Raw genomic sequence first — 23,948 nt, 5'->3', positions numbered from 1 at the left:
CCTCAGTGGCTGCGCGGGATGGAAAAGCCGTAGTTCTCGAGGATCCGCTGCGCCTCGGGGCTCTGCACGAAGGCGGCGAAGCCCCGGGCGGCAGGATTCTCGGCGCCACGCCGGGTGATGATGTAGCCATTCTCCAGGGGCTGGTGAAGATCGGCATCGATCACCTGGAACGCCGCCCCTTCCAAGCTCGGGCCATGCATCTGGGCCAGCGCCAGGATGCCGACGTCGGCGGCACCGCTATGCACCATCTGCAGGGCCTGGCCGATGTTCTCTGCGAACACGAGCTTCGGCTCCAGCGCGTCCCACAGGCCGCTGGAGCGCAGCGCCTCCTCGGCTCGAGCGCCGTAGGGCGCGTGGCGGGGGTTGGCGATGGCGATGCGCCGGAACCGTTCCTCGGTCAGGGATTGGAGCGTCAGGGTCGAAGCGTCGTCTCCGCCGCTCCACAGCACCAGACGACCCTCGGCATAAGGCACTGCCTCGCCGGCGGCATGGCCGGCTGCCTCGAGCGCCTGGGGAAAGTCCATGTCGGCAGAGAAGAACAGATCGAAGGGGGCGCCGTTCTCGATCTGGGCGCGAAAGCTGCCCGATGAGCCGTAGACTGCCTCGAGCCTTGCGCCGGGATGGCTGGACCGATAGTCGGCAACGAGCTCATCCATGGCGGGGCGCAGGCTGGCGGCGGCGGCGATGCGGGCCGTTGCCTGGTCGGCCTGGGCCACGGTCAGCGTCAGGGCGAAGGAGGTCATGCCCGCCAGCAGGCGTTTGAGAAGGTGGGGCACGCGAGGTCTCCACGGCTGTCCCTTGAGATTCGGTCGGCGCAGGCAAGGCATCGTCATATCGTTCGGGATATAACGATCCGCCGTATGTTGCCATATGCGACGCCGAGCGCGCCATACCGCGCGAGAGGTATGTCCCGGGGCTGGCCCATGACGCCCTCCCTGAGCGATGGCATGATGAACGACCCATCGAAGGCCGGCATGGCCACCGCTTCGCCGCTCGTCCCGACGTCGGCGGCGCCCGACGATGCGGTAGAATCGGCCGGCCTACGTTCAAGGAGAGGAAGCATGACCATCGTTCGTCACGATACCAAGGCGCGCATGAGCCGCGCCGTCATCCACCACGGCATCGCCTACCTGTGCGGTCAGGTGGCCGGCCCCGAGGCGCGCCACGGCGACATCACCGAGCAGACCGAGAGCATGCTGGCCCGGGTCGATGCGCTGCTCGCCGAGATCGGCTCCGATCGCGAGCACCTGCTCACGGCGACGATCTACCTCAAGGAGGGCAGCGATTTCGCCGCCATGAACGCGGTGTGGGATGCCTGGGTGCCCACCGGCCATGCGCCGGCGCGCACCTGCGTCTGCGCGCCCATGCCCGCCGATGAGCTCAGGGTGGAGATCACCGTCACGGCGGCTGTCGTCGCCGGCGGCGATTATCCCTACTGACGCTAGACCTTTGCTCCCCTAGCGGGCGCAGGGGTCATCTAGTGGCGCCTCTCGCGGCCGCAGCCGCCGCGAGAGGGCGTCCACGGCGATGTTGAGCGCGGCGGTGATGAGCAGCAGGAACAAGGCCACGTCGAACATCAGGTAGTCGAAGCCCTCCTCGATGTAGAAGCCCAGGGTGGCGACACCGAGCATGCCGAGGATTGCCGTCTCGCGCAGGATCACCTCGGCGCGGTAGTAGAGCAGGGCCAGCAGGCCCGGGTAGACCCGCGGCAGCAGCTCGTAGGCCAGCCGCCCGCTGGCGGGCAGTCCCGGCATGCCGGGCGTGATGGCATCGGCGTGACGTGCCGCCAGGAAGGCGATCAGGGCGCCGTTGTGCAGCGCCAGGGCCAGCCAGGCGGGCAGCAGCGAGGGGCCGAGCAGCAGCAGGAAGATGAACGCCAGCATCAGTTCCGGCGTCGAACGCAGGAAGATCAGCACGCCATGCCCGGCCAGGCGGGTGGCACGGTTGCCGAAGTGGCGGCTTGCCAGCGGCCATAGCACCAGCGCTACCGCCAGTGCCCCCACGGTGCCGAGCAGCCCCAGCAGCAGGGTGTTGCCGATGGCGGGTCCCAGCGACGGCAGCCGCGACAGCCACTCCACCAGCCCCGCCCAATCGCCGGCGAGCAGCGCCGCCGGCCAGATGTCCTCGGAGACGAAGCGCCACAGCAGCGCCCCCTCCACACTTGGCCAGGGGCCCAGCAGCCAGGCGCCGCCCACCAGCAGCAGCGGAATCACGCGCTTGTGCCCCCACCACGGCAGGCTGGCGATCAGCCCGTAGAACAGCCACAGCAGCGCCCCCGCCTCGTGGTAGCGCCCCTCGCGAAACGCCGTCTCGAGATGGAAGCCGAGGGTCGGCAGGCCGACGAAGCCGAGCAGCACGCTGGCGCGCAGGCCGCATTCGAAGCGGTAGCGGGTGTAGGCGGCGAGCTGGGTCCAGGCCAGCGGCAGTTCGGCATAGACGAAGCGGGCCAGCCGGCCGCTGCCGGGCGGCAGGGCGTCGCGCGGCGCGCGCGGGGTCTGCTCGAGGATCTCGGCATAGACCTTGGCGAAGATGCCGGCGTAGGGAATCGCCAGGGCCGCCAGCGCGGTGAGCGCCGAGAGGCCGAACACCTGCAAGAAAAGAAGGGCCCAGAATAGCTCATGGATGGCGCGCACGAAGGCGCAGCCGGCACGCACCAGCCGCGAGCGGGCGAACAGCAGCGCCAGGGGAAAGCCCAGGATCACCCCGGCAAGCGTACCCCACAGCGCCACCGCCACGGTGAGGCCGAGCGCCGAGAAGGGCGACTCCAGCGCGCCCCAGGCGGGCCACGCCAGGCCGGCCGCCATGCGGCCGAGCTCGCCCCAGGGATCGCGGGTGTGGATGGCCAGGTCGGCGAAGGGCGCCAGCAGCACCGCCAGCGCCACCAGGCCCAGGGTATGCCGGGCCAGGCGCAGGCCGGGCGACTGGCCCCGCCACCACGCTCTCCACCCCGCTGGGGGCAGGGCCGGCAGGCTGTCGTTCACGACCGCCCCCGAGGGCAGGGGAGAGCATCGACGCCCGGCACGCCGATATCGGCGTCGAGCGCATCCGGGCCATGCCTCGCGGCATCGGCGTCGGGGTAGAGCGCGTCCAGCTCGGCCAGGGTGAGCGAGCCGGCGGGCGCATCGATCGCCAGACGGCCGTCACGCAAGCCCCAGACGCGGTCGAAGTGGGTCAGCGCCAGCTCGCGCTGGTGCAGGGCGACGACCGAAGTGGTGTGGCGGGCATCGATCAGGTCCAGCAGACGCAGGGCCTGGTGAGGGTCGATGCTGGCCATCGGCTCGTCGCCGAGGAACAGCGGCCGGGCCTGGTAGAGCGCCCGGGCGATGGCTACCCGTTGGCGCTGGCCGCCGGAGAGCTGGCCCACCGGACGGCGCATCAGGCCGGCCAGGCCCAGCTCATCGCACAGGGCGGCCACCTCGCGCCATGGGCGGCGCAGTGGGCGCACGAGGTTCCACAGGTTGGCCAGCGCCGAATGCTCCGGCAGGCGCCCCATGAAGACGTTGTGATAGACCGCAAGCTGGGGCACCAGGCCGTGGTGCTGCGGGCACCAGGCCGCCTGGCGGTCGAGCCGCCGGCGCAGCTCGCCGAGCAGCGTCGACTTGCCGGCGCCGCTCTGGCCGAGCAACGCGACCCTTTCGCCCTCATGCAGGGCGAGGGTCAGGCGTGGCAGGACGACATGCGCGCCATGCCCGATGTCCTCACCATCGAAGCGAACCAGCAGGCGACGTTGCTCTCCCTCCATCAGCGCAGCAGGCCGAGTGCCTCGGCCACCTCCTCGATGGGGGCGTAGAGCTCGTTGTCGGCGGGGATGAACGCCTCGCGGGGGAAGGTGGCGAGCAGCTCCGGGTCGTCCATTTCCAGAAAGGCGGCCCGGACTTTCTCGGCAAAGCCCTCGCCGAAGCGCTCGTCGGCGTCGCCGCGCAGCGTCCAGTTGTAGTCGGGATAGGGCGGCGTGGCCCAGATCACTCGGACCTGGTCGGTATTGACCCGGCCCTCCTCCTCGGCGGCTTCCCAGACGGTGTAGTTGACCGCCCCGATGTCATAGGTGCCGGCTTCCACCAGCGCAATGGTACGCGAGTGGTCGCCGGAGTAGCCGACGCGGGAGAAAAAGCGCTCCGGATCGGCATTGTCGAAGCGCTGGCGCAGGAAGTGCTCCGGCATCAGCCGGCCGGAGGTGGAGGTGCGCGAGCCGAAGGTCAGGCTCATGCCCTCGATCTCGTCGGGCAGCTCGTCGGCGCGCTCGAGGCCGGTGGACTCATGGGCGATGAAATAGCTGACGAAGGCGTCGTCCTCGCTGCCCTGGGCCAGCGCCTGGGACCCGGGCACCAGGCGACGCGCCTGCACCCCCGAGAGCCCGCCGAACCACGCCAACTGGACCTGGTCGTTGCGGAAGGCGGTGACCGCGGCGCTGTAGGACTTCACCGGTACGTACTCCACCTCGACGCCAAGCTGCTCCTCCAGATAGTCGGCCACCTTGGCAAAGCGCTCCACCAGGCGCGCCTCGTCCTCGTCGGGGATGGCGGTAAAGCGGAAGGTCTCGGCGAGGGCCCCGGGGGCGGCCAGGGTCAGGGCGATGGCAGGCAGCGTGAGGGTCAGGGCGATCCGGCGCATGGGGAATCCTTGAGTACAGCGGAGGTGGAGGCGCTATTGTTGTGCCGCGCCGTCCGGCTGGCAACCCCGGCACCGAAGTGGCGGGCAGGGGACGATCTCACCTTAAGTTTTGTTAGTAATATTCCATAAACATCAGGAGAATTTTCGACCAAAGGCGCATGTCGGGAGCGCTGCGTTTGCCTAGAATGTAGTGAATTCGCCAATGTCAGACATTTTGTGCTGGCGCAATGGACTGCTGGATATCCGCAAGGGAGTGTCCCCGCATGCATGCCTTGACCCTGCTGTCGTTCCTGTTCTTCACCGGCCTGGTGGCCTTCATCACCTGGCGCCTGACCCGCCGCGACGATCATGCGAGCACCAGCGGCTATTTCCTCGCCGGCCGCTCGCTGACCTTCCCGTTGATCGCCGGCTCGCTGCTGATGACCAACCTCTCCACCGAGCAGATGGTGGGGCTCAACGGCTCGGCGTTCAGCGACGGCCTGAGCGTCATGGCCTGGGAGGTGGTGGCGGTGATCGCCCTAGTGGCCCTGGCACTGTTCTTCCTGCCGCGCTTCCTCAGGAGCGGTATCGCCACCCTGCCGCAGATGCTGCTGATTCGCTTCGATGCCGGCACCCAACTGATCTGCAACGTCATCTTCCTGATCGCCTATGCGGTGATTCTGCTGCCGATCATTCTCTACTCCGGCGCCATGGGGCTGCTCGGCATGCTCGACCTCCCCGGCCTGACCGGCATCGAGTCGTCGACGCTGCTGCTGTGGCTGACGGTCTGGGGGGTGGGGCTGATCGGCTCCGTCTATGCCCTGTTCGGTGGGCTGCGCACGGTGGCCGTGTCGGATACGCTGAATGGCGTCGGGCTGTTGGTCGGCGGCTTCGTCATCGTCTACTTCGGGCTGCAGGCGGTCAGCGATGACGGCGGCCTGCTCGCCGGCTGGGAGGTGCTCAAGGAGAGCGATCCGCAGAAGCTCAACTCCATTGGTGGCTCCGACCAGCAGGTGCCGTTCTCCACCCTCTTCACCGGCGTGTTCCTGATCAACCTCTTCTACTGGACCACCAACCAGCAGATCATCCAGCGTACCTTCGCCGCCAAGAACCTCGCCGAGGGGCAGAAGGGCGTGCTGCTGACCGGCTTCTTCAAGCTGCTCGGCCCGCTCTACCTGGTGCTGCCGGGCATCATCGCCTACCACCTCTACGCCGACCAGGGCGTGCAGGCCGACGAGGCCTACGGTCACCTGGTGTTCAACGTGCTGCCGCCTTATCTCACCGGCTTCTTCGCCGCGGTGATGGTCGGCGCCATCCTGTCGTCGTTCAACTCGGCGCTCAACAGCACCACCACCATCTTCAGCCTGGGGCTCTACAAGGGCGTGCTCAACAAGCAGGCCAGCGAGGAGCAGGTGGTCAGGTCGGGCAAGGTGTTCGGCTGGATCATGGCCTTCGCCACCATGACCATCGCGCCGCTGCTGGCCGGCCAGGAGAGCCTGTTCGACTACCTGCAGAAGATGAACGCCATCTACTTCATCCCCATCCTCGCGGTGGTGATCGTCGGCCTGCTCACCACACGCGTGCCGCCCATGGCGGCCAAGATCGCCCTGGTCGGCGGCTGCCTGCTGATCGCCGCAGGCTACTTCGTGCCGCCGTTCAACAAGCTGCCGCTGGTGATGCACGAGTTCCACTTCGTCGCCGGGGTTTTCGTGCTGCTGGTGGCCATGATGCTGCTGATCGGCAAGCTGCGCCCGCGCGAGACCGCCTGGGTCCACGAGTACAGTGGGGACGTCGACCTCACCCCCTGGCGCGGCGCCGTGCCCGTCGGCCTGCTGCTGGTGGTGCTGGTGATCGTCATCTACGCAGCCTTCGCCGGGGTCTAGCCCCCCGTGGGGCGGGCGGCGAAGCGGCCCGCCCCGACGTGCCGCAGGCTGGCGGGGTGGCGTGCTGCGCGGTAAAATGTCTGACATTTGCTTTCCTAGGAGGCCTCATGACACTGGCTTCACTGCCGCGTCACCAGGGCGGCGCCGATGGCCTGGCCCGGCTGCTGGGTCAGGCGTTGCTGGCCGGGCGCTGGCGACCCGGCGAGACCTTTCCCCGTGAGCGTGATCTCTGCCAACACTTCGAAGTCAGCCGCAACCAGGTGCGCAACGCCCTGGCCACCCTGGTCGCGCTGGGGATGGTCGAGCGCACCGCGGGGCGGGGCAGCGTGGTCTGCGAGATCGACGAATGGCACCTGCTCGATCCCCTGGTGAGTACCTGGATGGCCGAGATCGAGGCCCCCGACGCCGAGCTGTTGCGCGAGATCTTCGCCTTTCGCCACTCGGCGGAGCCGGCCGTCGCGCGGCTGGCGGCCCAGGCCGCCGACGCGGGGGATCTCGAACGCCTGGAGGCGGCCTACCAGGGCATGCGGCGTACCGCCGGCAGACCGGAAGCCAGCGCGCGGCATGCGGAGTACGACGTGGCCTTCCATGATGCCGTCTACCGCGCCAGCCACAACCTGGTCTGGCGCCAGATGGGACACCTGTTGCGGCCTTCGATCATCGCCCTGATCGTGCGCTCCCAGGCTCACCTCCGGCCCCTTGCTGCCGACCTGGAGGACAGCCTGGCGCGCCACGGCCGGCTGCTCGAGGCGATTCGTCGCCGCGACGCCGACGCCGCCGAGGCGGCCGCCGCCGACGTGCTGCGGCGCACCGCCGTCGATCTGGGGATCGTCGCCGACGCGGCCTCACGACCCGCCACCACGCCGGTGGCCGAACCCGACACCAAGGAGCGCTCCACATGAAGATCACCCGACTCAGGACCTGGCAGGTGCCGCCGCGCTGGCTATTCCTCAAGATCGAGACCGACAGTGGCTGCTACGGCTGGGGCGAGCCGGTCATCGAGGGCCGCGCCGCCACGGTGGAGGCCGCGGTGCATGAACTCGCCGACTACCTGGTCGGCCAGGATCCGCACCGCATCGAGCACCTGTGGAACACGCTCTATCGCGCCGGCTTCTACCGCGGTGGCCCCATCCTGATGAGCGCCATCGCCGGTATCGACCAGGCGCTGTGGGACCTCAAGGGGCGCGATCTGGGCGTGCCGGTGCACCAGCTGCTGGGCGGCGCGGTGCGCGAGCGCATGCGCATGTACGCCTGGACCGGCGGCGACCGGCCGAGCGACGTGGGGGCGGGCGCCAGGGAGCTGGTGGGGCGCGGCTTCACCGCCTTCAAGATGAACGGCACCGCCGAGCTGCAGATCGTCGACTCGCACCGCAAGGTCGACGAGGCGGTGGCGCGGGTGGCCGAGGCCCGCGAGGCGGTGGGCCCCGAGGTCGGCATCGGCATCGACTTCCACGGCCGCGTCCATCGGCCCATGGCCAAGGCATTGCTGCGCGAACTGGAGCCGTTTCACCCCATGTTCGTCGAGGAGCCGGTGGCCCCCGAACACCTGCCTAGCCTGAAGCACATCGCCGGCGGCCTGGGCTACCCGCTGGCCACCGGCGAGCGGCTGCACACGCGGTTCGAATTCCGCGACCTGCTCGCCGACGGCATGATCGACATCATCCAGCCCGACCTCTCCCACTGCGGCGGCATCAGCGAGGGGCTGAAGATCGCCGCGCTGGCCTCGGCCCATGACGTGGCCCTGGCTCCGCACTGCCCGCTCGGCCCGTTGACCCTGGCCGCCTCGCTCCACTTGGATGCGGTCAGCCACAACGCCTTCATCCAGGAGCAGAGCATGGGCATCCACTACAACCGCGACAACGACGTGCTCGACTACCTGGTCGACAAGTCGGCGCTGGCCATCGAGGAGGGCTTCTGTGCCATTCCCCAGGGGCCCGGCCTTGGCGTCGAGATCGACGAGGCCTTCGTCGAGGAGCGGGCCAAGGTGGGTCACCGCTGGCGCAACCCGGTGTGGAGCCATGAGGACGGCTCCATCGCCGAATGGTGAGGAGACCGTCATGAGCGATGCGGTACGCGAGCGGCTGGCGTGGGTCGCGGTGGACTGGGGCTCGAGCCACCTGCGCGCCTGGGGGCTGGACGAGCGCGGCGAGGTGCTGGCCCGCGCGGGCAGCGACAAGGGCATGCTGACCCTGGCGCCGCAGGAGTACGAACCCGCACTGCTGGAGGCGATCGGCGACTGGCTGTCCGCTTCCGGGCGCGTGGCGGTGTGGGTCTGCGGCATGGCCGGCGCCCGTCAGGGCTGGCGCGAGGCGGCCTACCTGCCGGTGCCGACGCGCCTGGACGACCTGGCTCGCGGCGCCGTGGCTCCCGTGCTGCGCGATGCGCGACTCGAGGTGCACCTGCTGCCGGGGCTGTGCCAGCACGCCGACGCCACGGGCCGCGACTTCGACGTGATGCGCGGCGAGGAGACCCAGTTGGCCGGCCTGGTGGCGCGCGAGCCCGGCTTCTCGGGGCTGGTCTGCCTGCCCGGCACCCACGCCAAGTGGGCCTGGCTCGAGGCGGGCACGGTGATGCGCTTCGCTACCGCGCTCAGCGGGGAGCTCTACCGGTTGCTGGCCAGCCGCTCGGTGCTGCGGCACTCGGTGGCCGAGGCCGGGCTGGACGCGCCGGGCTGCCGCGAGGCATTCGTCGGTGCGGTGCGCGAGGCGGCCGCCGAGCCCGGACGCTTCGCCCAGCGGCTGTTCGGCCTGCGCGCCGCCGATCTGCTCGACGATTCGCTGCCCGCCGGGGAGGCGCGGCGAGCCCGGTTGGGGGCGCGCCTCTCGGGGCTCGTCATCGGTCTGGAGCTTGCCGGCATGCAATGCGAGCTGCCGGCTACGCCCGTGACCCTGGTCGGCAGTGCGGCGCTGTGCGAGCGCTATGCGCTGGCCCTCGAGACGCTCGGCCATGCCGGCAGGCGCCTCGACGGCGACACGGCGGTGCTCGCCGGCCTGGGATTGGCACGGGCCGGTGGTGACAACTCATCATGGAGACGGATATGACCCTGCCCCTGATCGGTATCCTTCGCGGCATCAACCCCGACGAGGCGGTGGCGGTGGGCGAGGCCGTCCTCGCCGCCGGCATCACGACGCTGGAAGTCCCGCTCAACTCACCCGATCCGCTCGACAGCATCCGCCGCCTGGCCGCGGCACTGGGTGACCGCGCCGCGGTGGGGGCCGGCACGGTGCTCAGCCCGGACCAGGTGCGTGAAGTGCATGCCGCCGGCGGCCGCCTGGTGGTATCACCCAACTGCCGCCCCGCGGTGATCGAGGAGACCCGACGGCTGGGCCTGCAGAGCTGGCCCGGCGTGCTGACGCCGTCGGAGGCGTTCGATGCCCTGGAGGCCGGTGCCACGGGGCTGAAGCTGTTTCCTGCCGTGCAGGTGGGAGTAGAGGGCATGAAGGCGCTGCGCGCGGTGCTGCCCGGCGGCACCCGGCTCTACGCCGTGGGGGGCATCGGTGCGGAGGAGTTCGCCGCCTGGCGTGCCGCCGGTGTGGACGGTGCCGGCCTGGGCAGTGCCCTCTATCGCCCCGGGCAGTCGCCCGAACAGGTGTGCCGGCAGGCGCGGGCGCTGGTGGCGGCCTGGCAGGCCGCCGGTAGCGAGGCTGGGGCCAGATGATACAGTGGCGTCACGCGGCGTTCAGCCGCGGGGCGGGTAGCGGGTGTCGCGCAGGCTATCCTTGATCTTCTTCAGGTGGGGCAGGAAGTCCTCGCCGCGGCGCAGGGTGACGCCGGTGGCCAGCACGTCGATCAGGGTGAGTTGGATCATGCGCGAGGTCATCGGCATGTAGACGTCGGTGTCCTCCGGCGTGGGCACCTCGAGCGTCTCGGTGCACTCCGCGGCCAACGGCGATCCGGGCGCGGTGATGCCCAGCACCACGGCGCCGCTCTCGCGCGCCAGGCGCGCGATGTCGACCAGCTCGCGGGTACGGCCGGTCCACGAAATGACCACCACGACGTCACCGGTGTGGCAGGCCGAGGCGATCATGCGCTGCATCAGCACGTCGACGTAGGAGGTGACCGGCAGGTTGAAACGAAAGAATTTGTGCTGGGCATCCTGGGCCACGGCGCCGGAGGCGCCCAGGCCGAAGAAGTGGATCTGCTTGGCCTGGATCAGGTAGTCCACCATCCGCTCGATGCGGTCCGGGTCGAGGGTGCGGCTGGCTTCGTCAAGGGCGGCGATGGTGGCGCCGAAGATCTTGCGCGTGTAGTCCACCGCCGCATCGCCGGGCTCCACCGACTGGCTGACGTAGGGCGTGCCGCCAGCCAGGCTCTGGGCTAGCTTGATCTTGAAATCGGGATAGCCCTTGGCATTGAAGCTGCGGCAGAAGCGGTTGACCGTGGGTTCACTGACCGACGCCGCCTGGGCCAGGCTGGCGATGCTCAGGCCGGTGGCCCGGGCCGGATCGGCCAGGATGACGTCTGCTACCTTGCGCTCGGAGCGGTTGAGCTCCTCGAGGCGTTGACGGATTCGTTGCAGCAGGTCGTGATGGGCCATGGCTGAAGGGACTCTCTCAAGCTGATAATGTAGTGATTTAACAACATGAACGACGGCTATCCTATCGCGGAGTCGCGGTCAGGCGCGATCCGAGCTATCGGAAATACCGATCATGAGCGTAATATTACAAAATATTGGTTGATAGACAGGCTGTTTTTACGTATTTTTTGTGTAAATTAACCAAATGGGGGCGGACATGAAGGCAACCACGCGGCCAGAGGAAGAGAGTCGGCCGGTCATCGATCTCGCGCTGTTCGGTGCCCTGGGCGACCTGTCGCTGCGCAAACTCTACCCGGCGCTCTACCACCTCGACCGCGAGGGCCTGCTGCATGACGACACGCGCATCCTGGGGCTGGCGCGCCAGGAGTTGAAGCCCGACGCCTTTCGCCGGCGGATCGCCGAAACCCTGCAGACCTACGTCAAGCCCGCCGAGCTCGATCACGAGACCGTCAAGCGCTTCACGGCACGCCTCGATTACCTGCAGCTCGACTTCGCTACCGCCGAGGGCTACCGCGCCATCGCCGAGTGGCGCGAGGCCGTGCGCCATGACACCGTCGTCTGCCCCCTGGTCGTCTACCTGGCCGTGCCGGCGAGCCTGTACGGTGAGATCTGTCGCAACCTTCAGGCCGGCGAGTGCCTCGACGAGCTCTCCCGGGTGGTGGTCGAGAAGCCGATCGGCTACGACTTCGAGTCCTCCTGCGTGATCAACGACGCCATCGGCGAAGTGTTCCAAGAGTCCCAGGTCTATCGCATCGACCATTATCTGGGCAAGGAGACCGTTCAGAACCTGATCGCGCTGCGTTTCGCCAACCCGCTGTTCGGCACCCAGTGGAACCAGAACCACATCTCCCACGTGGAGATCACCGTGGCCGAGCAGGTCGGTATCGAGGGGCGCTGGGGCTACTTCGATCGTGCCGGCCAGCTGCGCGACATGGTCCAGAACCACCTGCTGCAGCTGGTCTGCCTGATCGCCATGGACCCGCCGGCCAACCTCGATGCCGACGCCATCCGCGACGAGAAGGTCAAGGTGCTCAAGGCGCTGCAGCCCTTCAGCGAGGCCCGGCTCAATCGTGACGTGGTGCGCGGCCAGTACATCGCCGGCACCATCCACGGCAAGGGGGTGCCAGGCTACCTCGAGGAGGAGGGCGCCAATCGCGACAGCGAGACCGAGACCTTCGTCGCCATGAAGACCGGCGTGGCCAACTGGCGTTGGGCCGGGGTGCCGTTCTACCTGCGCACCGGTAAGCGCATGCCCGAGAAGCTCTCCCAGATCGTGGTGCACTTCCGCCAGCAGCCCCACTACATCTTCGACCCCGACCAGCGCAACCTGGCGGCCAACAAGCTGGTCATCCGCCTGCAGCCCGACGAGGGTATCGCACTGGAGGTGCTGACCAAGGACAGCGGGCTGGACCGGGGGATGCGCCTGCGCCGTGGTCCGCTGCACCTGGATTTCGGCAGCGCCTTCCCCCAGACGCGCATTCCCGACGCCTACGAGCGCCTGCTGCTCGAGGTGATGAAGGGGCGCCAGTACCTGTTCGTGCGCCGCGACGAGGTCGAGCACGCCTGGCACTGGTGCGACAGCCTGATTGCCGCCTGGAAGGAGATGGGCGAGCCGCCGCGGCGCTATCCCGCCGGCTCCTGGGGGCCGGTGGCCTCCATCGCCATGATCACCCAGGATGGGCGCAGCTGGTACGAGGACTACTGACATGACCGATCTTGCAGCCGAGCCGCGCCAACAGCTCGCCGCGCAGCTCGCCGAAGCCACCTGTGAAGCGCTGCGCCAGGACCTGGCGCAGCAGGAGCGGGCCCTGCTGGTGGTATCCGGCGGCTCGACCCCGGTGCCTTACTTCCAGGCCCTGTCTCGGCAGGAGCTGCCCTGGGAGCGGGTCGACGTGACCCTGGCCGACGAGCGCTGGGTGAGCGAGACCGACGCGGCGAGCAATGCCCTGCTGGTACGGCGCCACCTGCTGCAGGACCGGGCGGCGGCGGCCAGCTTCGTCTCGCTGACCACCGATGACGAGACCCCCGAGCAGGGCGTCGAGGCGGTCACCCGGCGCATCGAGGCGCTGGCCTGGCCGGCCAGCCTGGTGGTGCTGGGCATGGGCGGCGACGGACATACCGCCTCGCTGTTTCCCGACAGTCGCGAGCTGGAGCTGGGGCTCACCACCGACGCCCCGGTGCTGGCCGCGCGCACGCCGAGCCAGCCCCAGGCACGCATTTCCCTGAGCGCCGACCGGCTGCACCAGGCGCGACGTCACGTGCTCTACATCACCGGCGACGACAAGCGCAGCGTGCTGGCCCGCGCCCTGTCCGGCGACGACCTGCGCGAACTGCCGATCCGCGCCTTTCTTTCCTGCCCGCTGGCCGTCTACTGGGCCCCCTGAACTGGAGTCTTGCTCATGACCATCGACAAACAGCTGCCGTCCACGCGTATCACCGAACTCGACAGCATCTGCCTCAAGGCCGAGGTCATCCCGGTGCTGGCCATCGAGCGGGTGGAGGACGCCGTGCCGCTGGGCCGCGCCCTGGTCGAGGGCGGGCTCACGGTACTCGAAGTGACCCTGCGCACCGACTGCGCGCTGGAGGCGGTGCGCCGCTTGAAGGAGGCCTTGCCCCAGGCCAGCATCGGCGTGGGCACCGTGCTGACCCCGGCCCAGTATCGCCAGAGCGAGCAGGTGGGTGCCGATTTCGTCGTCACGCCGGGCACCACCGAGGCGCTCTATCGCTACGGCGTCAGCAGCCCGGTACCGATGCTTCCCGGCGTGGCCACCGTCTCCGAACTGATGACCGGCTGGCAGTACGGCTACCGCCGCTTCAAGTTCTTCCCTGCCGAGGCCAGCGGCGGCGTCAAGGCGCTGAAGGCCTTTGCCGGCCCGATTCCCGAGGCACGCTTCTGCCCCACCGGCGGCATCACCCTCGACAACGCCGAGGACTACCTGGCGCTGAAGAACGTGATGTGCGTGGGGGGGTCCTGGCTGACGCCGAAGTCGCTGGTCGATGCCGAAGACTGGAACGGCATCCGCCAGCTCGCCAAGGAAGCCGCCCAGCGCTTTCATCACTGAACGGCTTCGCTGATCGCTTTCTCGTGCTCTCTCGGCAGCCAGTGGCTGTCATTGCGCCCGGCCTCGCGGCCGGGCTTTTTTTGTCTGTCGCCTGAGGGGGCGATCGGTGGTGCCTGAGGAAATGCGCTGGTGCATGTCGCCCTTGGGCGGCATGCACCAGCGCTGGAACGCCTGTCAGGTAGGTATCAGGCGTTGGCGGCGACGGCCACCGGGGCGGCGCCGCGCTTGATCGCGGCGTAGCCCAGGCCGGTGATCAGCGAACCGGCGACAATGGCGCCGAGGTAGAGCAACACCGGGGTGATGGCATTGGGAATCAGCAGCACGAAGATGCCGCCATGGGGCGCCATCAGCTGCGCGCCGACCAGCATGGAGAGGGCGCCGGTGATGGCCCCGCCCAGCATGCAGGCCGGGATCACCCGCAGCGGATCCTTGGCGGCGAAGGGGATGGCGCCCTCGCTGATGAAGCACAGCCCCAGCACGAACGACGCCTTGCCCGCCTCGCGCTCCGGCTCGGAGAACTTGTGGCGGGCGACGAAGCTGGCGATCCCCATGCCGATGGCCGGGACCATGCCGGCGGCCATGATCGCCGCCATCGGTGCGTAGGTCTGGGTCGAGAGCAGGCCGACGCCGAAGGTGTAGGCGGCCTTGTTGACCGGTCCGCCCAGGTCGAAGCACATCATGGCGCCGAGCAGGATGCCGAGCAGCACCGCGTTGGTCGAGTCCATGGCCGCGAGGAAGCTGGTCAGGCCAGCCAATATCGCCGCCACCGGCTCGCCGATCACGTAGATCATGGTCAGGCCGGTGACCAGGCTGGCGATCAGCGGAATGATCAGGATCGGCTTGAGCGACTCGACGCTCGACGGCAGCCGCACGTGGCGGGTCACCGCCAGCGCCACGTAGCCGGCCAGGAAGCCGGCGAGGATGCCGCCGATGAAGCCGGCACCGATCTCCGCCGCCAGCATGCCGCCGATCATGCCCGGGGCGATGCCCGGCCGGTCGGCGATGGAATAGGCGATGTAGCCGGCCAGCACCGGGATCATCAGGGCGAAGGCCGTGCCGCCACCGATCTGCATCAGCGCCGCGGCGAGCGTGCCCTCCTGCTCGAAGGCCTCGATGCCGAAGACGAAGGAGAGCGCGATCAGCAGACCGCCGGCCACCACCATGGGCAGCATGAAGGAGACGCCGGTGAGCAGGTGCTTGTAGACGCCCTTCTCCTTGAGGCTCTTCTTCGCCTCGCTGCGACGCGTGGCGCCGGCGGCGTCCTCCACCTCGGCCTCGGCCAGCGCCGCCTCGATGGTGGGACGCGGCTTCTTGAGCGCATTGCCGGTAGAGGTGCGATAGATGCGCTTGCCGGCGAAGCGGGTCGGATCGACCTCGATATCGCAGGCGAGTATCACCACTTCGGCCGCGGCGATCTCTTCATCGGTGAGCTTGTCCTGCGCGCCGACGGAGCCCTGGGTCTCCACGCGGATCGCATGCCCTAGCGCCTTGCCCGCTTCGCTCAATGCCTCGGCGGCCATGAACGTATGGGCCACGCCGGTGGGGCAGGCGGTCACGGCGACGATGCTGCTGCCGCCGGCCTTGGGCGTGGCACTTACGGTTGCCATCGTGGCAGGCGGTGTGTAATCGGAAGCCTCGCGCCGAGCGCGCTCGAGGAAGGCTTGGGGGTCGGGCAGTGCCTCGTCGGTGCTTGCCTGGAACAGGCGCTTGCCGGCAAAGCGTTCGGCGGCGGGGACCTGGTCGGCGGCGATCACGATCAGGTCGGCTGCAGCAATGGCCTCGGCCGGGACGGGCTCGACGGCTTCGAGCTGGCTGTGCATCTCGACGCTGGCCTGCCAACCCAGCCGACGGGCGGCCTGCTCCAGGCGACGGGCGGCGAGGAAAGTGGTGGCCATGCCACTGGGGCATGCGGTAATGATGATCACGTTCATGCGAGGGCTCCCCCTGCGTCGACGTCGTTGAGGCGCCGTACGCGGGTCTGTTGTTGGAGTTGCGGAAAGTCGTCGGCGTGGAGGTTGCCCACGCCCAGGTGACGAACCGATTCGGCGGAAAGGGCGGTGGCCAGGCGCAGGGCCTGGTCGGGCGGGTGGCCCGAGAGCACACCGTGCAGCAGGGCGGCGAGCAGGGTATCGCCGGCGCCCACGGTGCTGGCCACCGCCAGGCGCGGCGGCATGGCCTGCCAGGCGCCGCGGCGGCTGACCCACAGCACGCCGGCGGGGCCGGCGGAGATCACGGCCTCCTCGATGCCGGCGGCATAGAGGCGCAGTGCCGCCTTGAGCCGTGCCTCGGCGCTCTCCAGGCTCTCGCCGGCCCAGGCGGCAAGCTCCTGCTCGTTGGGCTTGACCGCGGTGGTACGCGCCTCGATGGCCCGGGTCAGCGCCTCGCCGCTGGTATCGACCCATACCGGCAGCCCGGCACCGCGCAGGCGGGCGATCAGCCCGGCGAGATCGGTCGGCGCCACGCCGGGTGGCAGGCTGCCGGCGATGACCACGGCGTCGGGCCGGCGTCGCGGATCGTCGATGCGCGTATCGAGCCCGTCGAGCAGGCGCTGCCAGGCGGCGGCATCGATGGCCACGCCGGGTCCGTTGATGTCGGTGACCCGGCCGTCGGCCTCGGCGAGCTTGGCGTTGATACGGGTCTCACCGGGTACGCGCAGGAAGGCGTCCTCCACGCCCATGGCCTCGAAGGCGCGCAGGAAGGGACCGTCGTTGTCGGCGCCGAGAAAGCCCGACACGGTGACGTCGTGGCCGAGATCGGCCAGCACCCGGGCCACGTTGACGCCCTTGCCGGCTGCCGTCAGGTGGGTCTCGCGGGTGCGGTTGACCGCGCCCGGCGTCAGCCGTTCCAGGCTCACGGAAAGATCCAGCGCGGGATTGAGCGTCAGGCAGAGCACGCGGGCCATCAGCGTACCTCCAGGGCGTCGCGGACCGCCTCGCTGGTGGCCTGGGCCAGCGCCAGCTCGGCCTGGGCGCGGGCTTCGGCGAGGTCGAACTCGCGCAGCCGCGCCTTGACCAGCGGTACCTGGCGCGCGCTGACCGAGAGTTCGTCGACGCCGAGCCCGACCAGCACCGGCACGGCCAGGGTGTCGCTGGCCAGCTCGCCGCACACGCCGACCCACTTGCCATGGGCATGGGCCGCCGCCACGGTCATCTCGATCAGGCGCAGCACCGCCGGGTGCAGGCCGTCGGCCTGGGCCGAGAGGGCGGGGTGATCGCGGTCAATGGCCAGCGTGTACTGGGTCAGGTCGTTGGTGCCCACCGAGAAGAAGTCGACCTCGGCGGCCAGCGTCGGTGCCAGCAGGGCGGCCGAGGGTACCTCGATCATCACGCCGAGCTGTACGTCGGTGGCCCGATCGGCGGCGGGGATCTCGTCGAGCAGGCGGTCGAGGATGGCGCGTGCCGCGCGGAACTCGGCGATGTCCTTGATCATCGGCAGCATGATGCGCAGCGGCCTCGGCGCCTGCTCCGGTGCGGCCGCCATCAGCAGCGCGCGCAGCTGGGTCTCGAGCACCTCGGGGCGGGTCAGGGACAGGCGGATGCCGCGCAGGCCGAGGAAGGGATTGTCCTCGCGGGGCACCGGCCAGTAGGGCAGCGGCTTGTCGCCGCCCACGTCCAGGGTGCGGGCCACCAGCGGGCGGCCGCCGAGGGCCTCGAGCGCCTCGCGGTACTCACCGACCTGGGTGTCGAGGTCCGGCTCCTGGGCATGGGCCATGAACAGGAATTCGGTGCGCAGCAGGCCGACGCCCTCGGCGCCGCGCTCCACGGCATCGGCGGCATGGGCGGTATTGCCCAGGTTGGCGGCCACTTCGACGCGGTGACCGTCGCGGGTACGCGCCTCCTCGAAGCGCGCCTCCCACGCCTCGGCTTCGCGCTGCTGGCGCTCGGCCAGGCGCTGCTCGGCGGCCGCGCGGCGCTCGGCGGAGGGCGCCGGGATCACCCGGCCGCGCTCGCCGTCGAGGATCAGCTCCTCGCCGCCTGCTAGCGTCAGCACGCGCTCGCCGGCGCCCACCACCGCGGGAATGCCCAGCGCCCGGGCCAGGATCGCGCTGTGCGCGGTGGCACCGCCGCGGGCCGTGAGCAGGCCACGCACCCGGCGCGTGTCGAGGCGCGCCACGTCGGAGGGGCCGATATCGTCGGTGACCAGGATGTAGGGCGTTTCCGGCGGCTCGGGCAGCTTTACCTCGCACAGGACACCGAGCACGCGACGGCCGACGTCGCGCAGGTCGGCGGCGCGCTCGGCCAGCAGCCGGTCGGCGAGCATCTCCTGGGCGTGGGCGGCGGTCTCGATGGCTTCCCACCAGGCGGCCTCGGCGGAGCGGCCGTCCTGGATGCCCTCGCGGGCCGCCTCGAACAGCTCGGGGTCGCGCAGCATCTCCTCGTGCATGGAGAGGATCTGGGCCACCTCGCCGCCGCGGGCTTCGCGCTCCAGCGCCTCGAGCTGTGCCGCACCCTCGGCGATGGCGTCCTGCAGGCGGCGCTGCTGCCCGGCGGGATCGGCGGCATGCTGAGGGTAGTCGAAGCGCGGTGTCTGCAGCACGAAGACCGGAGCGATGGCGAGCCCCGGCGAGGCTGCCACGCCCTGGTGGGGGGTATCGTCGGGCAGCGGCTCGGCGGGGGCTTCGTCCGCTTGTGGCGTGATGCGCTCGCGGCTCTCGTCGAAGGGCAGGACCTGTTCGCCGAGGCCGTCCGCCACGGCCCGGCAGACGGCGTCGAGCGCCGCCCGGGCGTTGTCGCCCTCAGCGGAGAAGGCCAGCTGCTGGCCGCGCCGGGCGCCGAGGTTGATCACCTTGGTCAGGCTGGTGGCCGGCACCGCGGCGCCGCCCCCTTCGGCCAGGCGCACATGGATGGGCAGGCCCTGCTGCCGGGCGACCTGCACCAGCTGCTTGGCCGGGCGGGCATGCAGGCCGTGGGCGTTGAGCACCCGAGCGAGCCGGGTATGGGCCGTAGCCGACTCGCCCGCCAGCCGGGCCAGCACGGTGGCGGCGTCGGCGCCGGGCAGTTCGGCCGCGGCGCCGCTGTCGAGCAGCGCCAGGATGCGCTCCAGCAGGCCGCGATGAGCGTCGCCCTGGGCGGCCAGGCAGAACACGCCTTTTACCTCTTCGCCGACATTGGCCAGCCGTGTATCGGGGGTGGCCAGGGCCAGCGCCGGACTCTCCACCCCCTGCTCGCTGGCGGCCAGCCACAGCCCCTGGCCGAGTGGAAGCGGCTCTCGCTCGGCCATCTCGGCGACGAACCGATTCTCGACGCAGCCGAGCTGGCGCAGGCGGGCGGCTCCGGCCAGGGCCAGCTCGCGGGTGTCGCGGGCGGGAAACCCGAGGCACAGGGTCTCGGCGTCCAGCCGCGCTTCCACCTGCGCCTTCGACAGCAGCGCGGCGACTTCCGCGGCGGAGCGGGCTTCGGCTAGGCGCTGGCCGACGCTGTCGTCGTCGAGCACATGGGTGAGCTGGCGCAGGATGCCGAGATGCTCGTCGCTCTGGGCCGCGATGCTGACCAGCACGTGCACGCGCTGGCCGTCATGCCATTCGACCCCGGCCGGAAACTGCAGCACGCGCACGCCGGTGGTACGCACGTGTTCGCGGCTCTGGGGCGTGCCATGGGGAATGGCGATGGCGTTGCCGAGATAGGTCGAGGATTGGGTCTCGCGCTGGAACAAGCCGTCGCGATAGGCGGGCGAGGTCAGTCCCGCCTGGTGCAGCGACTCGGCGGCCTGGTCCAGCGCGGCGCGCCAGTCGGGCGCCTGACAGTCGAGGTGGATATCCTCGGGGCGTAGCGTGAGCATCGTGTATTCTCCTGGGCGCGTTCAGGCGGCAAGCCGGCGCATCTCGAACGGGATCGTCCGGATCGTTCTTGCTGAATCGTGTCAGCTTGCATATCAATCATGCTGGAACGATTCATCTGGTTTCGCAAGCCGCGTTTACTTAGACTTTGGGAGGGGGCGGAAAGGCCCGGGCGTGACGTAGAATCGCTCCCTGACACAGAGGAAACCCATGACTCTCGCTGAAATCGCCAGGCTGGCCGGGGTATCGCGCACCACCGCCAGCTACGTCATCAACGGCAAGGCCGCCGAGCGACGCATCAGCCAGGACACCGTGGACAGGGTCATGGCGGTGGTGCATGAGCACCGCTATCGGGTCGATGCCCAGGCCGCGGCACTGCGGCGTGGCTCGAGCCGCACGCTGGGTCTGATCGTGCCCGATCTGGAGAACGTCAGCTATGCGCGCCTGGCCAAGCGCCTCGAGCGTGGCGCCCGCGAGCAGGGCTACCAGTTGCTGATCGTCGGCTCCGACGACCAGCCGGACGCCGAGCGCGACCTGGCGCTATCGCTGCGTGCCCAGCGCTGCGAGGTGCTGATCACCGCCAGTTGCCTGCCCATGGACGACCCCTTCTATGGCGAATTGCTGCAGGGAGGCCTGCCGGTGGTGGCGGTGGACCGTGGCTTCGATCCAGGACGTTTTGCCAGCGTGGTGAGCAACGATCGTGAAGCCGCCGAGCAGTTGACGCGCTCGCTGCTCGACGAGTCGGTGACGCGCATCGCCTGGCTCGATGCGGTGCCGGCGCTCTCCATCAGCCGTGAGCGACGGGCCGGCTTCCAGCGGGCGCTGGCGGGGCACGGCGCGACGCCGCTGATCCTCGGCGCCGAGCGCTACGATCGTGCCGACGGCGCCCGGCTGATGCGCGAGCTGCTCGAGCATGACGGCCTGCCGGATGCCGTCGTCACGGCGTCCTACACGCTGCTCGACGGGGTCTTCGACGTGCTGCTCGAGGAGGGTGGCCTGCCGCAGACGCTGCGCCTGGCCACCTTCGGCGACAGCCGCCTGCTCGACTTCCTGCCGCTGCCGGTCAACTCGGCGGTGCAGGACCACGACCGCATGGCGGCGATGGTGCTGACCTGCGCCCTGGCGGCTTCGCAGGGCGACTACCGGGTGGGTCAGCAGGTCGTGCCGCGCACGCTGCGTCGCAGGCTGCCGGTCAGGTTCGCCTCATGACTCGCTAGCCGCGCAGCCTGGCCAGGTCGTCACGGTCAGGCAGGGCGGCATAGGCGCCGGGCCGGGTCACCGCATGGGCGCCGCAGTTGGCGGCGGTGCTCAGTGCACGACGCAGGAAAACGTCGTCTTGGTGCCAGCCGCCGTCGATGCCCTTCTCTTCGCAGTGGCCGGCCAGCTCGGCCAGCAGCCCGCCGATGAAGGCGTCGCCGCCGGCGGTTGTGTCCACCGCCTCGACCCGCGGCGGCCTATGCCGCAGTTCCCTGCCCACGCCCAGTGCGCGTACCTCGCGGGGACCGTCGGTGATCACCACCAGCCTGACGCCGGCGGCCAACCGCTCGGCCAGCCAGGCGTCGGCCGGGTGATCGGCGCGCAGGTAGTCGAGTTCGTCGGTCGAGAGCTTGACCAGGGCGGCACGGTCGATGAGCTGGGTGACCAGGGCGATGTCGGCGCTGCCGCCGGCCCACAGGTTGTGGCGCAGGTTGGCATCGACGCTGACCAGGCAGCCGGCGCGGCCGGCCATGTCGGCCATGGCCAGGGTCGTCTCGGCGATTTCCGGCTCGGTCAGGCTGTTGCTGCACAAGTGCAGGATGGCGGGGTCGGCGAACACGCCGGCCGGCAGGTGTTCCAGGCGGTAGAGCAGGTCGGCGGCGGGCGGGCGGTAGAAGTCGAAGGTGCGCTCGCCGCTGGCATCGCGGGAGACGAAGGCCAGCGCCGTGCGCGCCTCGCGGGTGCGCACCGCGCCGGAGAGGTCGACGCCGTGAGAGGCAAGTTCCGCGACGAGGAAGTCGCCGAAATGGTCAGCGCCGAGCATGCCGAGGAAGCGGCTGGGCACGCCCAGCCTGGCGCAGGCCACGGCGACGTTGGCCGGCGCGCCGCCGGCGTAGGGGGTGAAGGTTTCGGGGGCATCGCCGTCCGCCTCGCCGAGGCGGCTGGAGAGCATGTCGACGAGAGCTTCGCCGAAGGCGATCACGGGCGTCATCTGTGTCCTCTCGAACTGTCGTTGTCGTGGGTGGGCGTGCGCTCAGGCCACCTCGTGTCCGCGTGCCGCCTCGAGCAGGGCGTACCAGGCCGGGCGATCGAGCTCGAGCCCGGCGTCCGCCTGCAGCCTGGCGATGCGCTCGGCGCGCAGGCTACCGATCACCGGGCGCGGCTGGCCGGGCAGGGCGCGCAGCCAGGCCAGGGCAAGGCCGGCAGGAGAGACGCCGCGCTCCTCGGCGAGCCGTGCGAGCAGCGGGCCGGCCGGCCCTTCGCAGACCCGGCCGCCGCCCAGCGGCGACCAGGCGAGCGGTACCAGGCCATCGTCGATCAATGCATCATAGCTGCCGTCGAACAGCGGCAGGGCATGATCGAGCGAGAGCTGCAGTTGATGGACCGAGAGGCGGTGATGCATGACGGCCTGCAGGCGTCGCCACTGGGTGGGCAGGAAGTTGGAGACCCCGGCGGCGGCGATCTTGCCCGCGTCGATGGCGTCGTCCAGCGCGCGGCCCGTGGCCTCGGCATCCATCAGCGGGCTGGGTCGATGGAGCAGGAAGTGGTCGAGGCGCTCCACGCCCAGGCGGGCCAGCGAAGCCTCGATGCTGCGGGCGAGGTAGGCCGGCGAACTGTCGTAGTGCTTGACGCGAAACGATGAGGCGTCGCGCCCGGGTGTGACGATGCTGGCCTTGGTCACGACCCGCACTCGTGCGGCGAGCCCGGGGCGTGTGCGCAGGGCCGCGCCGAACAGGGCCTCGCCCTGGGTGTCGCCGTAGATGTCGGCGTGGTCGAACCAGTCGAGCCCTTCGTCGAGGCGGGCTTCGATCCAGGCTGCCAGGTGCGCCGGCGCATGCAGGTCGGCCACCTCGTGCAGGCGCATCATTCCCAGCAGGAAAGGCGTCTCCAGCGATCCGGCCGCGTGCTTCACGAGCCTGCCTCGCACGTCAGCGTCGTGCCCAGCAGGTGTTGGGCGCCGGGTACCAGCCACACCGGGTCGAGGCGGGTATTGGCCGATTCCACGCAGAGGAAGTGGCGTGCGGCCACGACCGGCGTGTCGTCGGGCGGCGTCTCGCCCGGGTGCCACACCACCACCGAGTCGCTGCCCTGGCGGGCGATGCGCAGGCGGCGGTCGCCGTCGTCGAGCACCGCCTCGGCGTTGCTGTGGTAGATACGATCGAGGCCGCCGCGCACGGCGAGTTCGCCCTGCTGCTCGCGTTCGGCGAAGCCGGCCAGCTTGTCCAGATAGCGGGCGCCGGCCAGCCCTTCGACGCGGCAGGCGAAGCTGTCGGCCACGGCCAGGTAGCTGTGCAGGGCGCCGCTGAGCTTGACCGGGGTCTCGCCGACGTGCTCGGTGATCAGCTCCACGTGCAGGCGCCGGGCATTGGCCTGGATCACCGCGCGCGGCACCAGTTGGCTGTGCAGGCGCTCGGTGGGGGAGAGATGCAGCTCGACGCCGCCCTCGTGCTCGTCGGCCGCTTCCAGGCGCCACTGTGCCTTGCGCGCCGGGCCGTGCATGGGGCCGGAGCGATCGGGGCTCTCGTCGGCGCCGCGCTCGTCGGCGAACCAGGGCCAGCACAGCGGAATGCCGCCGCGAATGGCGCCGGGCAGCGCCTGGGGCGTGGGCGTGACCCACAGCCAGCCGCCGGGTACCAATGCTTCTTCCCCCTCGCCCATGGCCACGGGCGCGCCAGCTCGCACGGGGGTGGGCGCGTAAGGTAGCGAGCCTTCAGCTGGCGTGGCGTCGGACGCCGGTAGAAAGTGAAGCACCTGGGCACCCTGCAAGCAGACGGCCAGTTCGCCCCAGGCTTCACGGGCCAGCCACACGCGGCGATCGGCCCACTCGCACTCACGCTGGCCGTCGGTGTCGTCGAGCAGGGCTCGCAGGCTTGGCGGAATCATGCGTACTCCTCTCCTTGCTT

At 69.9% G+C, this 23,948-nt stretch carries 21 protein-coding genes; 10 read left to right on the top strand and 11 right to left on the bottom strand.

The genetic code is table 11. From position 1 onward, the window contains the following. Window positions 1–2: 2 nt before the first annotated feature. Window positions 3–776: a molybdate ABC transporter substrate-binding protein gene (gene modA, locus I4484_RS15675; protein WP_234283730.1), complete on the bottom strand. Its 774-nt coding sequence runs from the start codon at window positions 774–776 to the stop codon at window positions 3–5. 285 nt (window positions 777–1,061) lie between these two features. Between modA and I4484_RS15670 the strand changes: the two genes are divergently transcribed. Beyond that, entirely contained in the window at window positions 1,062–1,439 is a 378-nt protein-coding gene (locus I4484_RS15670) for a RidA family protein (RefSeq protein WP_197448165.1), read from the top strand. Window positions 1,440–1,457: 18 nt separating this feature from the next. Here I4484_RS15670 and I4484_RS15665 read toward each other — a convergent pair whose 3' ends face one another. The 3 genes from I4484_RS15665 to I4484_RS15655 are packed head-to-tail and all read right to left on the bottom strand — an operon-like array spanning window position 1,458 to window position 4,611. Further along, window positions 1,458–2,981, bottom strand: coding sequence for an ABC transporter permease (locus I4484_RS15665; protein ID WP_234283731.1), 1,524 nt, complete (start codon window positions 2,979–2,981; stop codon window positions 1,458–1,460). Continuing rightward, on the bottom strand, window positions 2,978–3,742 hold the full coding sequence (locus I4484_RS15660) for an ATP-binding cassette domain-containing protein (protein WP_197448164.1): 765 nt from the start codon (window positions 3,740–3,742) through the stop codon (window positions 2,978–2,980). Before I4484_RS15660 ends, I4484_RS15665 begins: the two co-directional genes overlap by 4 nt. Next, window positions 3,742–4,611 (bottom strand): putative selenate ABC transporter substrate-binding protein, encoded by an 870-nt coding sequence (locus tag I4484_RS15655; protein ID WP_197448163.1) that lies wholly within the window; start codon window positions 4,609–4,611, stop codon window positions 3,742–3,744. Before I4484_RS15655 ends, I4484_RS15660 begins: the two co-directional genes overlap by 1 nt. A gap of 263 nt (window positions 4,612–4,874) precedes the next feature. Here I4484_RS15655 and I4484_RS15650 point away from each other — a divergent pair, with 263 nt between their 5' ends. The 5 genes from I4484_RS15650 (at window position 4,875) to I4484_RS15630 (ending at window position 10,131) form a co-directional block, all read left to right on the top strand. Beyond that, a complete protein-coding gene (locus I4484_RS15650; RefSeq protein WP_197448162.1) occupies window positions 4,875–6,473 on the top strand; it encodes a solute:sodium symporter family transporter in 1,599 nt (532 codons plus the stop codon). Window positions 6,474–6,580: 107 nt separating this feature from the next. Beyond that, window positions 6,581–7,375 carry a FadR/GntR family transcriptional regulator gene (locus I4484_RS15645; protein ID WP_197448161.1) on the top strand — a complete coding sequence of 265 codons (795 nt, stop codon included), beginning with the start codon at window positions 6,581–6,583 and terminating at the stop codon, window positions 7,373–7,375. Continuing rightward, window positions 7,372–8,520, top strand: coding sequence for a galactonate dehydratase (gene dgoD / locus I4484_RS15640; RefSeq protein ID WP_197448160.1), 1,149 nt, complete (start codon window positions 7,372–7,374; stop codon window positions 8,518–8,520). Before I4484_RS15645 ends, dgoD begins: the two co-directional genes overlap by 4 nt. 10 nt (window positions 8,521–8,530) lie before the next feature. Next, entirely contained in the window at window positions 8,531–9,514 is a 984-nt protein-coding gene (locus I4484_RS15635) for a 2-dehydro-3-deoxygalactonokinase (protein ID WP_197448159.1), read from the top strand. Continuing rightward, entirely contained in the window at window positions 9,511–10,131 is a 621-nt protein-coding gene (locus tag I4484_RS15630) for a 2-dehydro-3-deoxy-6-phosphogalactonate aldolase (RefSeq protein ID WP_197448158.1), read from the top strand. Before I4484_RS15635 ends, I4484_RS15630 begins: the two co-directional genes overlap by 4 nt. Before the next feature lie 21 nt (window positions 10,132–10,152). Here I4484_RS15630 and I4484_RS15625 read toward each other — a convergent pair whose 3' ends face one another. After that, on the bottom strand, window positions 10,153–11,010 hold the full coding sequence (locus tag I4484_RS15625; RefSeq protein ID WP_197448157.1) for a MurR/RpiR family transcriptional regulator: 858 nt from the start codon (window positions 11,008–11,010) through the stop codon (window positions 10,153–10,155). A 196-nt stretch (window positions 11,011–11,206) separates the two neighbouring features. Between I4484_RS15625 and zwf the strand changes: the two genes are divergently transcribed. The 3 genes from zwf to I4484_RS15610 are packed head-to-tail and all read left to right on the top strand — an operon-like array spanning window position 11,207 to window position 14,072. After that, window positions 11,207–12,715, top strand: coding sequence for a glucose-6-phosphate dehydrogenase (gene zwf / locus I4484_RS15620; protein WP_197448156.1), 1,509 nt, complete (start codon window positions 11,207–11,209; stop codon window positions 12,713–12,715). A 1-nt stretch (window position 12,716) separates the two neighbouring features. Continuing rightward, window positions 12,717–13,394, top strand: coding sequence for a 6-phosphogluconolactonase (gene pgl / locus I4484_RS15615; RefSeq protein ID WP_197448155.1), 678 nt, complete (start codon window positions 12,717–12,719; stop codon window positions 13,392–13,394). 15 nt (window positions 13,395–13,409) lie between these two features. Further along, entirely contained in the window at window positions 13,410–14,072 is a 663-nt protein-coding gene (locus I4484_RS15610; protein ID WP_197448154.1) for a bifunctional 4-hydroxy-2-oxoglutarate aldolase/2-dehydro-3-deoxy-phosphogluconate aldolase, read from the top strand. Between the two features lie 185 nt (window positions 14,073–14,257). On the opposite strand, the gene I4484_RS15605 is transcribed toward I4484_RS15610, so the two are convergent. Genes I4484_RS15605 through ptsP form a run of 3 tightly spaced genes read right to left on the bottom strand, consistent with a single transcriptional unit; the run spans window position 14,258 to window position 19,850 of the window. Further along, the gene (locus tag I4484_RS15605) at window positions 14,258–16,003 is read right to left on the bottom strand and encodes a PTS fructose-like transporter subunit IIB (RefSeq protein ID WP_197448153.1); all 1,746 of its coding nucleotides are present in this window, start codon (window positions 16,001–16,003) and stop codon (window positions 14,258–14,260) included. Further along, on the bottom strand, window positions 16,000–16,974 hold the full coding sequence (gene pfkB, locus I4484_RS15600; protein ID WP_197448152.1) for a 1-phosphofructokinase: 975 nt from the start codon (window positions 16,972–16,974) through the stop codon (window positions 16,000–16,002). The genes I4484_RS15605 and pfkB overlap by 4 nt, the downstream gene beginning before the upstream one ends. Then, a complete protein-coding gene (gene ptsP / locus I4484_RS15595; protein WP_197448151.1) occupies window positions 16,974–19,850 on the bottom strand; it encodes a phosphoenolpyruvate--protein phosphotransferase in 2,877 nt (958 codons plus the stop codon). Before ptsP ends, pfkB begins: the two co-directional genes overlap by 1 nt. 208 nt (window positions 19,851–20,058) lie before the next feature. Between ptsP and cra the strand changes: the two genes are divergently transcribed. After that, entirely contained in the window at window positions 20,059–21,057 is a 999-nt protein-coding gene (gene cra, locus I4484_RS15590; protein WP_197448150.1) for a catabolite repressor/activator, read from the top strand. Window positions 21,058–21,061: 4 nt separating this feature from the next. Here the strand turns inward: cra and I4484_RS15585 are convergent, their stop codons facing one another. The 3 genes from I4484_RS15585 to I4484_RS15575 are packed head-to-tail and all read right to left on the bottom strand — an operon-like array spanning window position 21,062 to window position 23,928. Further along, on the bottom strand, window positions 21,062–22,036 hold the full coding sequence (locus tag I4484_RS15585) for a carbohydrate kinase (RefSeq protein WP_197448149.1): 975 nt from the start codon (window positions 22,034–22,036) through the stop codon (window positions 21,062–21,064). A 42-nt stretch (window positions 22,037–22,078) separates the two neighbouring features. Then, window positions 22,079–22,912 (bottom strand): aldo/keto reductase family oxidoreductase, encoded by an 834-nt coding sequence (locus tag I4484_RS15580; protein WP_197451074.1) that lies wholly within the window; start codon window positions 22,910–22,912, stop codon window positions 22,079–22,081. A 41-nt stretch (window positions 22,913–22,953) separates the two neighbouring features. Beyond that, window positions 22,954–23,928, bottom strand: a complete 975-nt coding sequence (locus I4484_RS15575; RefSeq protein ID WP_197448148.1) for a D-hexose-6-phosphate mutarotase — start codon at window positions 23,926–23,928, stop codon at window positions 22,954–22,956. Between the last annotated feature and the right edge of the window lie 20 nt (window positions 23,929–23,948).

Source organism: Halomonas sp. SS10-MC5 (assembly GCF_015992245.1).
Taxonomy (GTDB): domain Bacteria; phylum Pseudomonadota; class Gammaproteobacteria; order Pseudomonadales; family Halomonadaceae; genus Halomonas; species Halomonas sulfidoxydans.
The sequence above is the reverse complement of the archived record's forward strand: the minus strand, read 5'-3'. Positions and strand labels throughout refer to the sequence as shown.

Excerpts from the sequence above, each read along its gene's own strand:
- I4484_RS15645 (WP_197448161.1), top strand. The coding sequence starts at position 6,581 with ATGACACTGGCTTCACTGCCGCGTCACCAGGGCGGCGCCGATGGCCTG.
- zwf (WP_197448156.1), top strand. The coding sequence starts at position 11,207 with ATGAAGGCAACCACGCGGCCAGAGGAAGAGAGTCGGCCGGTCATCGAT.
- I4484_RS15605 (WP_197448153.1), bottom strand. The coding sequence starts at position 16,003 with ATGAACGTGATCATCATTACCGCATGCCCCAGTGGCATGGCCACCACT.
- dgoD (WP_197448160.1), top strand. The coding sequence starts at position 7,372 with ATGAAGATCACCCGACTCAGGACCTGGCAGGTGCCGCCGCGCTGGCTA.
- pfkB (WP_197448152.1), bottom strand. The coding sequence starts at position 16,974 with ATGGCCCGCGTGCTCTGCCTGACGCTCAATCCCGCGCTGGATCTTTCC.
- I4484_RS15655 (WP_197448163.1), bottom strand. The coding sequence starts at position 4,611 with ATGCGCCGGATCGCCCTGACCCTCACGCTGCCTGCCATCGCCCTGACC.
- I4484_RS15610 (WP_197448154.1), top strand. The coding sequence starts at position 13,410 with ATGACCATCGACAAACAGCTGCCGTCCACGCGTATCACCGAACTCGAC.
- I4484_RS15635 (WP_197448159.1), top strand. The coding sequence starts at position 8,531 with ATGAGCGATGCGGTACGCGAGCGGCTGGCGTGGGTCGCGGTGGACTGG.
- I4484_RS15630 (WP_197448158.1), top strand. The coding sequence starts at position 9,511 with ATGACCCTGCCCCTGATCGGTATCCTTCGCGGCATCAACCCCGACGAG.
- pgl (WP_197448155.1), top strand. The coding sequence starts at position 12,717 with ATGACCGATCTTGCAGCCGAGCCGCGCCAACAGCTCGCCGCGCAGCTC.
- cra (WP_197448150.1), top strand. The coding sequence starts at position 20,059 with ATGACTCTCGCTGAAATCGCCAGGCTGGCCGGGGTATCGCGCACCACC.
- I4484_RS15660 (WP_197448164.1), bottom strand. The coding sequence starts at position 3,742 with ATGGAGGGAGAGCAACGTCGCCTGCTGGTTCGCTTCGATGGTGAGGAC.
- ptsP (WP_197448151.1), bottom strand. The coding sequence starts at position 19,850 with ATGCTCACGCTACGCCCCGAGGATATCCACCTCGACTGTCAGGCGCCC.
- I4484_RS15650 (WP_197448162.1), top strand. The coding sequence starts at position 4,875 with ATGCATGCCTTGACCCTGCTGTCGTTCCTGTTCTTCACCGGCCTGGTG.
- I4484_RS15575 (WP_197448148.1), bottom strand. The coding sequence starts at position 23,928 with ATGATTCCGCCAAGCCTGCGAGCCCTGCTCGACGACACCGACGGCCAG.
- I4484_RS15580 (WP_197451074.1), bottom strand. The coding sequence starts at position 22,912 with ATGATGCGCCTGCACGAGGTGGCCGACCTGCATGCGCCGGCGCACCTG.
- I4484_RS15625 (WP_197448157.1), bottom strand. The coding sequence starts at position 11,010 with ATGGCCCATCACGACCTGCTGCAACGAATCCGTCAACGCCTCGAGGAG.
- I4484_RS15670 (WP_197448165.1), top strand. The coding sequence starts at position 1,062 with ATGACCATCGTTCGTCACGATACCAAGGCGCGCATGAGCCGCGCCGTC.
- I4484_RS15585 (WP_197448149.1), bottom strand. The coding sequence starts at position 22,036 with ATGACGCCCGTGATCGCCTTCGGCGAAGCTCTCGTCGACATGCTCTCC.